Source organism: Campylobacter sp. JMF_14 EL1 (assembly GCF_027737585.1).
In the GTDB taxonomy this organism is placed as follows: Bacteria; Campylobacterota; Campylobacteria; order Campylobacterales; family Campylobacteraceae; genus Campylobacter_B.
Map to the genome: position 1 here is coordinate 59,618 of NZ_JAOVTW010000003.1, position 12,686 is coordinate 72,303.

The window sequence follows — 12,686 nt, forward strand, 5'->3', positions numbered from 1 at the left end:
ATGAGAAATTTGATTAAAAATTTAGCCGTTTTTGCGTTTGTGGTTTTGGTTGTTGGTTGCGGATATCAGCCAGTATCAAAAATCACTTCACAGATTATGTCAAAAAGCGTGTATGTCGATGTGCTGATGAGTAAAACTGACCCTCAAAACACAGTGGCTATCAAAGACGCTGTCAAAAGCGGTATCGTAGCGCGCCTAGGGTCAAATTTAGCCGACAAATCTAGCGCACAAACCTACATCGTAGCCAGCATAAAAAGGCTGACTTTCACAGCCCTTACCTATGATAGATACGGCTATATCACGAGTTATCGCGCAAATTTGACGCTAAATTTCAAAACAAAGCTTAAAAATGGCGAAATTTTTAGCAAAGACTGCGTAGGAGATCATGATTTTTCGGTCTCTCGCTTAGTCAAAAACAAACACGACACAATCTCAGTCATCAGCGACAAAGAGCGCTATGACGCTATCGAAAATGCCTCTACTCAGGCGTTTGATGAGTTTATTTCTGCGCTTGCGATCAAAGGCATACAGCTTGAACGCGCTAAAAATTAGCTCTATTTTTGACTTCTTAAACGCTCGTCCGATTTATTATAAAAAGATCGATTACGAGCGTTTTCCAACTGCCTTTGAGGCCGTGCGTAGCGCACTCCCGCTAAAAAATATCACCCAAATTATCGGCACCAATGGCAAGGGAAGCACTGGCAGGTTTTTATCTAGGATTATTATGAGTGCAAATGGCGCAAATGGGCGAAATTCGGGCGCTAAATTTAGCGTCGGACACTACACTAGCCCACATATTATGAGATTAAACGAGCGCATTTACCGCGACGGGCGCGAGATTAGCGACGATGAGTTGCAAGGTGCGCACGAGTTTTTGCAAGCAAATTTGCCGGCAAAATTTAGAAATAATCTTTCGTATTTCGAATACCTGACTTTGGCGGCTGCGGTGCATTTTAGGGAGTGCGATTACTGCGTATTTGAGGCTGGTATGGGTGGCGAGTTTGACGCTACGAGTAGTTTTGATAGAGAGCTTTCGCTTTTTACCCCTATTGGCACCGATCATATCGGCATGCTTGGAGAGAATTTGGAGCAAATTTCGCGCACGAAGCTCAATGCAATGGCGCAAAACGCGATTTTAAGCGATGAGATGAACGAGATTAGCGTGAAAATCGCGCGTGAAATCGCAGCGCAAAAGGGGGCAAATTTGGCGTTTGCAAGCGATTTTTTAAGCGCAGATGAAAAGCGCGAAATTGCCGAATATATCAAAATTCACAATCTAGCAAATTTCCAATATTCAAATTTAAAATTGGCCGTGGCCGGGGCGAAATTTTGGGGCTTAAATTTTAAAATTGCTGAAATTTTGCCACTTGATTTGCCTGGGCGAGCCGAAGCAATCGCTTCAAATATTATTATCGATGTGGGGCACAACGAACTAGCCGCCGCAGCACTTGCCAAGGAATTTGCAGGCAAAAAATTTACTCTGATTTACAACGCCTTTGCCGATAAGGATATCAAAAAGGTTCTCTCAACCCTTGCGCCGATTATCAAAAATGTCCAAATTTTGCCTTACGATGCCCCAGGTCGCGAGCTTGGCGGGGAGATGATTACTGATGCCCTTAACGAGCTTGGTATCGCGCACTCTGAATTTATGGGCGAAACCTATGAAAATGAGCTTTATTTGGTGTTTGGTTCGTTTCATTTAGTCGAGGAATTTTTGAAATTTTATAATAACGGGGCGAAATTTGGCAAAAACTAAAATCACAATTAGTGATAATTTCGGCTCGAAAACTATGCAATTTGGCGAGAATTTTCGCTTTCAACTTAAAATTTTAGTCGCATTTATCATTGTGTTTTTGCTCGTTTTGTTTTTCGCGCTTTTTCGCCTAAATAACGACAAAAAAAACCTAAAAACCACCAATGCTACGCTAATGGCGCAGATCGAAAAGCTAGAAAAGCAAAACCAAAATTTGATAATTCAGGCAAATCAAATGCGCGAACAAACTACCCTTGATATCGCAAACGAAGGCCCTGACGGCGATGAGAGCGACGCGCAAATCGCGCAGTATTTCAGCGAAAGACTGGCCCAACGAAACAAATCGAACGCTAAAACAATCAGCGCAAACGATAACACCTATAAATTGATGTTTCAATACATACCAAACCGCTATCCGATAAAAAACCGCGGAATTACCGATAATTACGGCATGCGCACGCACCCGATAGCCGGTGTCAAACGCATGCACCACGGCATAGATTTGCGCGCCAGTGTCGGCACACCGGTAATCGCCACAGCAGATGGATTTGTCGATTTTGCCGGCGAGAGCGGAAACGGATATGGCATACTCGTGCGAATTACGCACAATTACGGATTTTCGACAAGGTATGGCCATTTAAGCTCGGTTAGCGTGGCTCCTGGCATGTGGGTTAGCAAAGGCACGGTTATCGGCTATACGGGCAATACAGGGTATAGCACGGGACCACATTTGCACTATGAGGTGCGGTTTTTGGGTATGACGCTAGATCCACTAAATTTCATGCTGTGGGATAGCTCGAATCTAAATATCTGGTCGGTCGAGCCAAATGTATCGTGGTATGAGATAAATCGCGTCTTGCAAAGTGGGGCGCAAAAATAATGCAAGCTAGAATTTATGAGTATTTTTCACAAATTTTAGCGCAAAATTCTGCGCAAATTTGTCCTCAAATTTTAATCACAGATGATGAAAAAGATAGCGCGCTTTGCGCTGAGGTGCTGAAATTTTTGGGTTTTAAAACCTTTGTTTTGCCTGATTTTAGGGCGCATTTTGGCGAGGATTTGCGAAGCTATTATGACGAGCTAATCGGCATTTCACGCTCGCTTGGCGCGTATTACAAATGCGAAGGGCGCAAAATTTTAATCTCGCCAGTTCGCACGATTTTAAACAAACTCCCCACAAAATCGCAACTAAAAGGGATAAAAATCGAATTTGCCCAAAAGCTAAATTTGGCTGAATTCAAAGATGAAATTTTGCGCCTTGGATACAGCGTGACGCAGGTCGTCGAAAGCGCAGGCGAGATTAGCTTTCGTGGCGAGATTATCGATATTTTCCCGCTTGGAGGCGAGTGCGGGGTGAGGGTTTTGCTCGATGATGATGAAATCGAGAGCATTAGGCATTTTGACATTGATACGCAAAAATCCGAAAAAATCGAGCTAGAAAGCGTCGAGATTGAGCCGTTTTTGGCGAATTTAAACAAGGGCGAGTTTGAGAGCGCAAACGAAAAAATTAGCGCCTTTGATAGCGACGCTTTGATTAACGACCTAACTTCGCTTGGGTTTTGGTTTATTGATGGGTTTGTGGATTATTTGCAAGAATTTAGCGCAGTTTTAGCGTGTCCTATCAAAAAAGATGAAATCTTTGCCGAAAGGGATCTAAGCGTCCTTGATACACTGCCGCTAATCCCGCAGGCGCGTAAATTTAAGGATTTGCAAATCACGCCAAATAGCGAATTTTTCGAATTTCACAAAAATGACAAAATCACCATTATCGCGCGAAATGACGCACTTTTGGCGCATTTGGATCTCTCAAATTTAAGCAATGCGAAAATTTTAAAAGAGGATTTTATCCTAAATTTAATCAGCTCTGACGAGATTATCGTTTCATTAAACAAGCTAATCCCTAAAAAGCGCGTTCGCAAATCTAGCCTTGCGCTCGATGAGCTAAATCCGGGCGATTTTGTCGTGCATGAAGACTATGGAATCGCCAAATTCGCTGGCCTTGAACTAGCCACCGTTTTGGGGCATTCGCGTGAGTTTGTCGCCCTGATATACGAAGGTGGCGACAAGCTACTTTTGCCTGTGGAATACCTAAACAAAATCGACAAATATATCGCTGGCGGTGGCGTAGTAAGCCCCGATCGCCTAGGCAAGGCAAGCTTTGCAAAAATCAAAGAAAAGGTGCGCGAAAAGCTCTTTGTCATCGCTAGCAAAATAATCCAAACCGCCGCCAAACGCGAGCTAATTCGTGGCGTGATGATAGAAAATACTGGCCCAAATTACGCCAAATTTATTGCTTCTAGCGGGTTTTCATACACGCCAGATCAAGAAAGCGCGATTAGCGCGATTTTGCAGGATTTACGCAGTGGCAAGGTCATGGATAGGCTATTAAGCGGCGATGTGGGCTTTGGCAAGACGGAAGTGGCGATGAACGCGATATTTGCGACGATAAAAAGTGGCTTTTCAGCACTTTTTTTCGTGCCGACGACTTTGCTGTGCGCCCAGCACTACGCCACGCTAAAAGCGAGATTTGATGAGTTTGAAATCCCTGTTTTTAGGCTAGATAGATTTAGCAAAGCAAAGGAAAAAAGCGAAATTTTAAAACGACTTAAAAATAACGAAGCGATTGTGTGTGTGGGCACGCATAGCCTGCTAAATGTCGAAGCGCCAAATTTAGGGCTTGTAATCGTCGATGAAGAGCATAAATTCGGCGTGAAACAAAAAGAGAAATTAAAGGAAAAATCGCAAAATTCGCATCTTTTAAGCATGTCTGCTACGCCGATTCCACGCTCGCTAAATATGGCGCTAAGCCAGATTAAGAGTTACAGCACGCTTCTAACACCGCCACTTGATCGCCTCGATGTGCGCACAATGGTCAAAGAGTGGGACGAAAAAATCGTAAAAGAGGCGATTACGCGCGAGCTTCGCCGTGGCGGGCAGATTTTTTATGTGCATAATCATATCGCAAGCATGCCTAGCGTGAAAAAACGGCTACTTGAAATTTTGCCAAATTTAAAAATCGTAATCTTACACTCTAAAATCGATGCGCAAACCACCGAGGACGAGATAGCTAAATTTATCGCTGGGGAGTATGATTTGATGCTATGCACGAGCATAGTCGAGAGTGGAATCCACATGCCACGCGTCAATACGATTTTAATCGACAATGCCGATAAATTCGGCATAGCAGACCTGCATCAGCTTCGTGGCAGGGTAGGGCGCAGCAACAAACAGGCATTTTGCTACTATTTGATTGGCGATAAAACCGCCCTTACTAGCGATGCGCTAAAACGGCTTGTAGCGTTAGAGAGCAACTCATTTTTGGGCTCTGGCTCGGTGCTAGCGTATCATGACCTAGAAATCAGAGGTGGTGGAAACCTTGTCGGCGAAGCGCAAAGCGGGCATATCGAGGCTATCGGATACAGCCTGTATTTGCGTATGCTAGAAGATGAGATAAACAAGCTTTTAAACCAAAAAACAATCATTTTAAGCGTCGAGCTTAAAATTTCAGTCAATGCCTTTTTAAACAGCGAATATATCGCGGAGGATAGGTTGAGGCTTGATATTTATCGCAGGCTTAGCAAATGCGAAAACGCTATGCAAATAAATGAAATTTACGCTGAAATCGAGGATAGATTCGGCAAGGCCGATGTTTATACCAAACAATTCATAGATATGATGATGATAAAGGTGCTAGCCCAAAATATCGGTGTGCGCGCGATTTCGAGCGCAGATGTAAATATCGTAATCACAGATAAAAATGGCGAGAAAATCCGCCTAAAATCGCCTTCGAAAGACGATGATGATGTGCTAGCGGAAATTTTAGTGTATTTGCGAAAGGAAAACAAAAATGTCTGAGTTAAATTTGAAAATTGATTGGCAAAGCGTGCAAGTAGCGCAGTTTCGCAGACACGGATTAAAACTGCGAGCGATAGAAGATATTGATTTTGTTGATATCAACGCGCTTTGTGGCTTGGAGGCGCAAAAAACTGCGCTTGTAGAAAATACGCGAAATTTTATCCACGGGCGTGGGGCAAATCACGCCTTGCTTTGGGGCGAGCCAGGGTGTGGTAAATCAAGCCTAGCAAAGGCAGTTTTTACGAAATTTTTGCAAGACGGGCTTAAAATCGTCGAAATCGGCAAAGATGATTTGGAGTATCTCATCGACATAATCGATGAAATTCGCACTCAGGATTATTATTTCATCATTTTTTGCGATGATCTTAGCTTTGAGCTTGGCGAAAACGCCTACAAGCACCTAAAACCGCTACTTGACGGATCTATGGAGCGCGCGCCCAAAAATGTGCTAATGTATGCGACATCTAATCGTAGGCATATTTTGAGTGAGTTAGCCAGCGATAACATGGGCGCGCATGTGGGCACCGACGAGCTTCATTTAAGCGACGCCAAAAACGAGCGCATTAGCCTTAGCGAGCGATTTGGCTTGCAACTTAGCTTTTATAGTGGAAATATGAGCGAGTATTTGGGCGTGGTGGAGAACTATTTCGCGGCATTTAGATTTATGAGCGTTGATGAGTTTAGGCAGTGTTTCGCGCACGCACTTGATGAGTTGCGCGCCAAAGCTAGTGAGTTTGCGAGGCTAAGGGCGAGCCGAAGCGGGCGGATTGCAAAGCAGTTTGCGCTAAGCTATGCAAGCGAGTTTTTTGCGAAATTTAGCCCCGAAAATGAGCGCGACTGAGCTATTTCGCGCACTTTTTGGCGCGATTAAATTTGATGATTTTCGCTGGTGGCCGAGATATGGCGAATTTGAAGTGATTGTCGGCGCGATATTGATCCAAAACACAAACTGGAAAAACGCCGAACTCGCACTTGAAAATTTAAGGAAATTTGGGCTTTTAGATTTGCAAAAAATCGCAAATTTAGAAGTGGCAAATTTGGCAGAAATTATCAAACCAAGCGGATTTTATAACCAAAAAGCAAAACGGCTAAACTCGCTTTGCAGGGCGATTGAGGCAGAATTTGGCGATTTTGAAAATTTCGCGCACGCCGTAAGCCGTGAGTGGCTTATCGGCCAAAAAGGCATAGGCGCGGAAACCTGCGACGCGATTTTGTGCTATGCGTGCGGAAGAGCCGTAATGGTCGCAGATAGCTACTCTGCGCGTTTGCTAGGCGCGCTTGGATATGAGTTTGAGAGTTACGACGAGCTTAGTGAGTGGCTTGGCGGGCTAGAATTTGGCGAAATTTTTGAACTATTCCGCGCGCGATATGATGATTTTACCTGCGACGAAAACGGCGCATTTGCGCTATTTCACGGACTAATCGTGGAATTTTGTAAAGAGCATTTAAGGGGCAAAAAATTCGATGAATTTGCGATAAATTTGTTTGATGAGTTAAAATGCAGTTAAAAATCCAAATTTTTCTAACAATCTTTCTCGTGATTTACACCCTTTTGTCGCTACCTAGCCAGATAAAAAATAAAAACTATTTTCAAATTTTTCTTTTTTTGTCTTTTGTCTGTATTGGCATAGAAATGCTTAGGCAAAACAGCCTTATAAATGGGCTTTTATCTAGTGTTGGTATGGATTATTTCGACATTATTTTTATTTGTGTTATGCTCTTTTTTATCTATGCTTTTCGCTCTGATAAGCCTGGCACTTTTATGTTGTCTGCAATCTCTTTTTTTGATGGGTTTGCTTCGCTAAACGGATATAAAGTGTGGAACAAATACCAAGGCTGGGTAAGACTTGGCACAAGGGGCAAAATTTTTGCTTTTATTGTGGCTTTTGCCTCGCTTTTTGCTTTTTTATTTGGTAAAAAAAGCAATCAAAATAAACTATTTTTCTGCAAAAATTGCCAAAAGACTTTTTATTTTTATGAGGTAAAAAATTTAAGGTGCAAACAATGTTTTGGAAATTTGGTGGATTATGAGCACTATTTGAAACAAAAATATGCACATAAAAATGAAATTTTAGCAGATGATAAAGCTGGCAAGTCAAAACCGCGCAAGAATAAACGAAAAAAGCATAAATAAACCCAAAATGGCAAAATTTTAAATGGTTTTGCCACTTGGAAATTTTAAAATTTCGGCGCAGTGTTTAGAATTTGCGAAGCGAGATTAAATCACGCACAAATGCTTGATTTTCTCGCCATCAAATTTCAGCTCCACTATATCGTGCCAAAGTGCGATAAACTGGCTATTTACGCATAAAAGCTCTTCGTGAAAGTGTCCGAAAAACCATTTTTTAAATTTGATTTTGCGATAAATTTCTTCTAACAAATCGCCGTTTGGATCGCGGAAATTCAGCGCAAACTCATTTAGGGCTAGCACCTTTAGCGCGATAGAATTCGGCGCAGTGTGCGAAAGCACCAAATCCACGCTAAAATCGTGCTTAGCGAGGTTTTCGTAAGCCTCGTTTAACTCAGCCTCGTTGATATTTTCGCCCTCCCACCACGATATGTTTTGCGTGCGATACTCCCTGTCGATACTCGCTGCACCGCCCATACTAAGGACTTTGTGCCCTGCAAGCTCATAAACCTGCCCCCGCATTAAATGATAGATGCTTTTTGAGATTTTATGCACTTTTCCGCCGTGAAATTCGCTAATTTCATACGAATTTAAGCGATTGAAATTTTCGTGGTTGCCGTCGATGAAAAGCGTGGTGTAATTTCGTTCATTAAAGTATTTTAGCCAACGAATTTCATCTTTATCTGGTTCGCTCTCCCAAACAAAGCCAAAATCCCCTGCGATAATGAGAAAATCGTCTTTGCAAAGCTCTTTTTCGGTTTTGTATCTAAACTTTTCAAACCTTTTCATTTCGCCGCTAAACCCACGCCAACCGCCGTGCGTATCGCCTGTGATGAAAATTCTAGCCATTGTTTTGCCTTTAAATTTATGAAATTTTGTAAATTTTATGAAAATAACTCAAAAAAAGCTTAAATGGTGGAGGTGTGCGGGATCGAACCGCAGTCCAAAAACAAACGACCAAAGCCTCTACATGCTTAGCAAAAGTGAAAATCTCGCCCCAGCTTGCTCACTTTCCAAAACAAATCGCCAAAGCAAAGACTAAATTTCGCCCCGCGCCTCGTCAGAGCGCGAAACTACGCTATCTAGGATTACCCGCTACCGCGCTTAGATAGTATGGGCGCAGTGCAGGGCTCGACTGCGATTACGCTACTTTTGCGTAAGCAGGAGCAAAATTTTTGTTATTTGCGTTTAATTTTAATTTGGATTTTATACGCTATATCCGAAGCGGCATGCCACCTTGACCAATCCATTTCTGTCGAAGCCAAGTCACCCCCAAAAGGAAGTCGCACATTTTACTTCAAAAATTTTATATTGTCAAATTTGGGTTAAATTTGCCAAATTTAGGCTATAATCGCAAAAAATTTTTAAGGATAAAATATGGCAAAAATCACTATAAATGACCTTTATAAAATGAAAGAAAACAGCGAAAAAATCGTTATGATCACAGCATACGACGCACTTTTTGCCAAAATTTTTAATGACCAAGTCGATATGGTGCTAGTAGGCGATAGCCTAAATATGAGCTTTGGCGGACACGCTGAGACTATTGGCATAAGCGTAGATGAGATGATTTATCACGCAAGAGCTGTTAGGCGCGGTCTAACGCACCCATATTTGGTCGTGGATATGCCGTTTTGTTCGTGCGCTACGCCCCAGCTTGCGCTTAAAAACTGCGCCAAAGTTTATGAAAAAACAGGTTGCGACGCCGTTAAAATCGAAGGCGGAAAGGACTTTGTGGCTACCGTCGAGCTTCTTAGCAAAAACGGCATTGCCGTTATGAGCCACATAGGACTGCGTCCGCAACTCTCTCGCTTTCAAGGTGGCTACAAGGTAAGCGGTCGCGAGAAAAACGCACTAAATTTGCTACTTGATGACGCAAAAGCCGTGCAAAATGCGGGAGCGGTTTTGCTTCTGCTTGAAGGCACAGTTTCTAGCGTGGCTAATGAAGTAATGAGCGTCGCAAATGTCCCTGTTATCGGTATCGGCGCAGGATCCTGCGACGGACAGGTGCTAGTATGGAGCGATATGCTAGGATTTTTTGACGAATTTAAGCCAAAATTTGTAAAACGCTACCTAAACGGCGCCGAACTCGTGCGAGAAGCTGTGAAAAACTACGCTAACGATGTAAAAAAAGGCATTTTCCCAAGCGAAGAATTTGAGTATTTGAAATAGGTAAATTTAATGGACAGAATCGTAGAAATAGAAAAATTAAAACTAGATGAAGCGTCGGAAATTTCGCTAAGACCGGCGAATTTCGAGGATTATATCGGGCAAGAAAAAATCAAATCGAACCTAAATATAGCAATCACGGCCGCCAAAAAGCGCGCCGAGTGCCTAGATCATGTGCTGTTTTATGGGCCACCAGGGCTTGGCAAGACCACTCTCGCGCACATTATCGCCACGCAAATGGGGGCTAATATCAAAGTAACCGCCGCTCCGATGATAGAAAAAAGTGGTGATTTGGCCGCGATTTTGACAAATCTCGAAGAGGGCGATGTGCTTTTTATAGATGAAATTCACCGCCTCTCCCCGGCGATCGAGGAGGTGCTGTATTCTGCGATGGAGGATTTCCGCCTTGATATCATCATCGGCTCAGGTCCAGCGGCGCAAACCATTAAAATCGATATTCCACACTTTACACTCATCGGTGCGACCACGCGCGCAGGCATGATTTCTGCGCCTTTGCGAGATCGCTTCGGTATGCAGTTTCGCTTGCAGTTTTACACCACCGAAGAGCTTGCCAAAATCGTAAAAATCGCCTCGATCAAACTCGAAAAAGAGTGCGAAAAAGACGCTAGCTTAGAAATCGCGCGTCGTAGCCGTGGCACGCCACGCATCGCGCTTCGACTTTTGAAGCGCATAAGAGATTTTGCTGAGGTCAAAGACGAGAAAATCATCACCAAAGAGCGCGCGAACGAGGGTTTGGACGCGCTTGGGGTCAATGAGCTTGGATTTGATGAGATGGATTTGCGATACCTTGCGATTTTGGGCGAAGCGGGCAAGAGAGCCATGGGGCTAAGCACCATCGCAGCGGCACTTAGCGAGGACGAGGGCACGATCGAAGATGTCATCGAGCCGTATTTACTAGCCAACGGATACATCGAAAAGACAGCCAAAGGGCGCATTATGAGCGTGCGCGCAAAATCAGCCCTAGGATACGAAACTAGCCTCGATGAACGGGGATTTTTTGATTAAATTGCGTTAAATTTGCAAAATTTAACGCTAAATTTTGCAAATTTATAGTCTAAATTTTAGGAGCATTTGAGATTGTTTATATTTCTTTGGCTCAAAATTTTTCAACTTTTTGCGCAATATATTCTGCACGATTAAATTCTGCCATGCTTTTTCTCCTTTAATTAAATTTTATTTAAAGATGATTATAATTTTTGTAAAATATGTTTCTCTCTGTTTGCGTTTTTGCAAGTTTTTCTATTAAACTGTCAAAATATTCATCATATGTTTGATTTGTATCGTAAAATACATATCCGCCTCTAACCCTATTCATTGTTTGTTGATTTAGATATGCAATAAATTCCTTGACATCTTTAAAATTTTCATTTTCATCAAGTTGTTTTTTATCTTCATAATTCCAGACTGCCCTATATTGTTCGTATTGATTAATAATCTTATCGTCTAAATAAATCAATTTATCAAAATCTAAATTCTTATCACTACAATATTTACCATATCTATTTATAACTTCATCAAATAAATTTAATGCAATTGGGTTTGGCTCCATAGGTGTTCTTACTATTAATATGTTTTTTTCTGATTTTTTTGTATAATCGCTTTCATATTTATTAAGGATTTCTCGCTCTTTTTTCTCATCAAAACCAGTTTTCATATCAATTATATATTTAGCTTTATTTATAATAGCTGTTTTATATTTATCATAACAATCTTCATAAACTTCTCTCATAACCTTTTGAGTAGGTTGCCCCGAGATATTATAATCTAACAATAAATTTAACATAGGCTCATAATTATGAACTTCTGTTAATGGATAATATAAACTTGTTCTAAATCTTTCTTGGTCTAAATAAAGTTCCAAGTTAAATTCTTTATCTGTTCTGTGTTTAAAAAATGTTTTCTCAGTCTCTATTAGTATTTTCATCTCTTCTTGCGTAAAAACTTCTTCTAGGGTATTGCCAAATGTAGTGAAAGCGTCTGCATCAGTATATTGATAAGTATATGGTTGGTAGCCATTATCTAATGCAAATTTTGCTATATCAATTAATCCATTTTCAACCATAACATAAAATATAGTTCCGCCGAAATATGCTCTTTTGTAATTTTGGTTTTTCATATCATCTCTTAATACTAATTCTAAAATATTTTTGTTTTCATCTATCAATATATGTTTATACATTGATGAGCGATACCACTTTCCATCAACATAACTTTGTGCTATTTTGGTTTCTTCAAATTTAATACCATTTTCAAAAAGCAGTTTGACAGTATTTATGGAATTTGCACCTATTGCATACGCCATAGGGCTTAGTTTGTATCTATCTTTTTTGTGCGGGTCTGCACCTAAATTTAAAAGCTCTTTTGCAGTATCTATATCATCATAAAATGCACTATACATTAAAGGCGTTACTCCATAGTGAAGTGGCTCATCAACGCTGATATTATTATCTTTCATATAAGCTAAAATTTCTTGTGTATTTTTTGATTTTAAAAGTAATCGTAAATTTTCCATTTTGTCGTTATTCATGACTTTATCTTTATCAATATTCCAATGTCTAAACGCAAAACTATCAATCTCTTCTTGTGTTACATATTTTGACAGACCTTTTACTTGCGAAACATTTGTATCGGCTGTAACTGAAAATGTTTTTATTTTTCTACCACCCATAAAATCGGAATTTAAAGCAAGTATAGCGACAAAAATAAGAACAAAGACAATAAGTGGTTTTTTAGCTGACATATTTTTCCTTGATTTTTTAA

The 12,686-nt window shown here is 41.2% G+C and carries 11 protein-coding genes and 1 other RNA gene; 9 read left to right on the forward strand and 3 right to left on the reverse strand.

Annotated features, from left to right (window positions below; translation table 11 throughout):
• The 7 genes from lptE (at position 1) to OFN73_RS05455 (ending at position 7,742) form a co-directional block, all read left to right on the forward strand.
• Complete coding sequence (lptE, locus tag OFN73_RS05425; protein WP_270859283.1) at positions 1 to 552, forward strand: LPS assembly lipoprotein LptE; 552 nt, start codon at positions 1 to 3, stop codon at positions 550 to 552.
• Complete coding sequence (locus OFN73_RS05430; protein ID WP_270862576.1) at positions 533 to 1,756, forward strand: Mur ligase family protein; 1,224 nt, start codon at positions 533 to 535, stop codon at positions 1,754 to 1,756. Before lptE ends, OFN73_RS05430 begins: the two co-directional genes overlap by 20 nt.
• The gene (locus tag OFN73_RS05435; RefSeq protein WP_270862577.1) at positions 1,743 to 2,633 is read left to right on the forward strand and encodes a M23 family metallopeptidase; all 891 of its coding nucleotides are present in this window, start codon (positions 1,743 to 1,745) and stop codon (positions 2,631 to 2,633) included. Before OFN73_RS05430 ends, OFN73_RS05435 begins: the two co-directional genes overlap by 14 nt.
• The gene (locus tag OFN73_RS05440) at positions 2,633 to 5,608 is read left to right on the forward strand and encodes a DEAD/DEAH box helicase (RefSeq protein ID WP_270862578.1); all 2,976 of its coding nucleotides are present in this window, start codon (positions 2,633 to 2,635) and stop codon (positions 5,606 to 5,608) included. Before OFN73_RS05435 ends, OFN73_RS05440 begins: the two co-directional genes overlap by 1 nt.
• A complete protein-coding gene (locus tag OFN73_RS05445) occupies positions 5,601 to 6,449 on the forward strand; it encodes an ATP-binding protein (protein ID WP_270862579.1) in 849 nt (282 codons plus the stop codon). Before OFN73_RS05440 ends, OFN73_RS05445 begins: the two co-directional genes overlap by 8 nt.
• On the forward strand, positions 6,436 to 7,116 hold the full coding sequence (locus tag OFN73_RS05450) for a 3-methyladenine DNA glycosylase (RefSeq protein ID WP_270862625.1): 681 nt from the start codon (positions 6,436 to 6,438) through the stop codon (positions 7,114 to 7,116). The genes OFN73_RS05445 and OFN73_RS05450 overlap by 14 nt, the downstream gene beginning before the upstream one ends.
• Before the next feature lie 125 nt (positions 7,117 to 7,241).
• Positions 7,242 to 7,742: a hypothetical protein gene (locus OFN73_RS05455; protein WP_270862580.1), complete on the forward strand. Its 501-nt coding sequence runs from the start codon at positions 7,242 to 7,244 to the stop codon at positions 7,740 to 7,742.
• Positions 7,743 to 7,826: 84 nt separating this feature from the next.
• Here the strand turns inward: OFN73_RS05455 and OFN73_RS05460 are convergent, their stop codons facing one another.
• Together OFN73_RS05460 and ssrA are read right to left on the reverse strand one after the other, a co-directional pair.
• A complete protein-coding gene (locus OFN73_RS05460; protein ID WP_270862581.1) occupies positions 7,827 to 8,585 on the reverse strand; it encodes a metallophosphoesterase family protein in 759 nt (252 codons plus the stop codon).
• Positions 8,586 to 8,649: 64 nt separating this feature from the next.
• Positions 8,650 to 9,010, reverse strand: a transfer-messenger RNA (tmRNA) gene (gene ssrA / locus OFN73_RS05465).
• A 103-nt stretch (positions 9,011 to 9,113) separates the two neighbouring features.
• On the opposite strand from ssrA, the gene panB reads away from it, so the two are divergent.
• Positions 9,114 to 9,908, forward strand: coding sequence for a 3-methyl-2-oxobutanoate hydroxymethyltransferase (panB, locus tag OFN73_RS05470; protein ID WP_270862582.1), 795 nt, complete (start codon positions 9,114 to 9,116; stop codon positions 9,906 to 9,908).
• Positions 9,909 to 9,917: 9 nt separating this feature from the next.
• A complete protein-coding gene (gene ruvB / locus OFN73_RS05475; protein WP_270862583.1) occupies positions 9,918 to 10,931 on the forward strand; it encodes a Holliday junction branch migration DNA helicase RuvB in 1,014 nt (337 codons plus the stop codon).
• A 172-nt stretch (positions 10,932 to 11,103) separates the two neighbouring features.
• On the opposite strand, the gene OFN73_RS05480 is transcribed toward ruvB, so the two are convergent.
• Positions 11,104 to 12,666 carry an ankyrin repeat domain-containing protein gene (locus OFN73_RS05480; RefSeq protein ID WP_270862584.1) on the reverse strand — a complete coding sequence of 521 codons (1,563 nt, stop codon included), beginning with the start codon at positions 12,664 to 12,666 and terminating at the stop codon, positions 11,104 to 11,106.
• Positions 12,667 to 12,686 lie beyond the last annotated feature (20 nt).

Excerpts from the sequence above, each read along its gene's own strand:
- lptE (WP_270859283.1), top strand. The coding sequence starts at position 1 with ATGAGAAATTTGATTAAAAATTTAGCCGTTTTTGCGTTTGTGGTTTTG.
- OFN73_RS05440 (WP_270862578.1), top strand. The coding sequence starts at position 2,633 with ATGCAAGCTAGAATTTATGAGTATTTTTCACAAATTTTAGCGCAAAAT.
- OFN73_RS05445 (WP_270862579.1), top strand. The coding sequence starts at position 5,601 with ATGTCTGAGTTAAATTTGAAAATTGATTGGCAAAGCGTGCAAGTAGCG.
- OFN73_RS05450 (WP_270862625.1), top strand. The coding sequence starts at position 6,436 with ATGAGCGCGACTGAGCTATTTCGCGCACTTTTTGGCGCGATTAAATTT.
- OFN73_RS05455 (WP_270862580.1), top strand. The coding sequence starts at position 7,242 with ATGCTTAGGCAAAACAGCCTTATAAATGGGCTTTTATCTAGTGTTGGT.
- OFN73_RS05460 (WP_270862581.1), bottom strand. The coding sequence starts at position 8,585 with ATGGCTAGAATTTTCATCACAGGCGATACGCACGGCGGTTGGCGTGGG.
- panB (WP_270862582.1), top strand. The coding sequence starts at position 9,114 with ATGGCAAAAATCACTATAAATGACCTTTATAAAATGAAAGAAAACAGC.
- ruvB (WP_270862583.1), top strand. The coding sequence starts at position 9,918 with ATGGACAGAATCGTAGAAATAGAAAAATTAAAACTAGATGAAGCGTCG.
- OFN73_RS05480 (WP_270862584.1), bottom strand. The coding sequence starts at position 12,666 with ATGTCAGCTAAAAAACCACTTATTGTCTTTGTTCTTATTTTTGTCGCT.